1 protein-coding gene is annotated in these 1,446 nt (G+C 53.9%); it reads right to left on the bottom strand.

Features of this window, described 5'->3' with window-relative positions:
* Positions 1–225: 225 nt before the first annotated feature.
* On the bottom strand, positions 226–1,446 hold a 1,221-nt coding region (gene pssA / locus VSX58_RS19265; RefSeq protein WP_327619513.1), incomplete at its 5' end, for a CDP-diacylglycerol--serine O-phosphatidyltransferase.

Here is a 1,446-nt window from a genome sequence, read left to right as displayed (position 1 = left end):
AGCATGGGGCTTTTTGTTTTGCGCGGGCTAAATTAGCAGGAGCGGATCTGAACGGCGCGCAGCGCCGCTTCGAAGAGAGGCCCAGGCGTAAACCGGCAGGCGTCAAACCGAACGAAGGGCCGCAATCGCAGTGCCGGGCTCTGGGTTTTAGGCGTTTATCGGCGAGGTGCTCTTCGGCAGGATCCAGGCATTCCCTACGCGCGCAATATGGGAATACCCGGCGATTTAAAGGATGCGGCTGATAAGCCGGTCTATGCGGATTCTGCGTAAGCGCCGGATGAGCTTGCGCACCTTCACCGGGTATTGCGCGATACTTTCCAGCTCCGTGTAGTTTGCCACTACGTGAGTATGTTCTTTGATGCTTTCCAGCTCTTGTAAACGTTGCGCCAGCAAAACCTTTTTAGGATCGTGGATGAGAATGGCGTTCTCAAGATCCAGACGCCAGGCGCGCGGGTTGAGGTTATTGCCGGTCAGCAACTGCCACTCATCATCGACCCACATGCCTTTGAGATGGAAACTGTTATCGCCGTCCTTCCATAAGCGGACGACGAGCTGGCGATTATCAATGTAACGCTGCAAACGAATCAGGAAGCGGCGCAGGTTGATTTCATAGAGATAGGGCAGGGCGCCGATGATCTTAAACGGCTGGTCTTGCGGAATATAGAAATCATTCGCGGTTTTATCGCCAATGATGATTTCGATTTTCTTCCCTTCCCGCAGCAAGCGGATAATATTTCTGACCAGCAGGGCAGGCAGGTTGAAATAGGGCGTGCACATCACCAAACGATCGTTTGTGCAGTACATCAAGTGATGAATGGTTTTATTCAGCGGGCTTTTTTTGCCTAATCCCACTAATGGCGTAACGGTCAATCGATCGTTAACATCGCCGCTGTCGGGCGTATGGTAGGCGGTCGTGCGCAACGACTGGCGAAATTGCCGGGTTTCGTTTTTAATTTCCAGGCTTTTAGGGCGATCGGGGCGATCCAACCGGTGTACCGCCGATGCCGACAGAAGCCTTTGAATATACTGAGCCATGGTATCGGCCAGTATGGGGTTGTGAATGACCTGATAACGGTCGTAGCGGTATTTATCGTGTTGATGCAGATAGACATCGTTCAGGCTGGCGCCGCTGTATATGACGGTGTCATCGATAATAAAGCCTTTCAGGTGCAGGACGCCCAGCGCCTCGCGGGTATTCACGGGAACGCCGTAGATAGGACACTGCGTATCGGCGTGTTTTTCCGCCATGTCGCAGTACCAGTCGGCATTGGTATTTTCCGCCGCGGCGCCGATGCGTCCGCGCTGCGCGCGATGCCAGTCCACCAATATGAGGGCGTCTAGCTCGGGATGCTGTCGTTTGGCTTCATACACGGCAGACAAGACCCCCATGCCGCCGTCGTCATGTTCCAGATATAACGCCACCAGATAAACGCGCTTTCTGGCGTT

Origin of the sequence: Brenneria populi (assembly GCF_036016195.1) — a bacterium.
GTDB classification, from domain to species: domain Bacteria; phylum Pseudomonadota; class Gammaproteobacteria; order Enterobacterales; family Enterobacteriaceae; genus Brenneria; species Brenneria populi.
The sequence above is the reverse complement of the archived record's forward strand: the minus strand, read 5'-3'. Positions and strand labels throughout refer to the sequence as shown.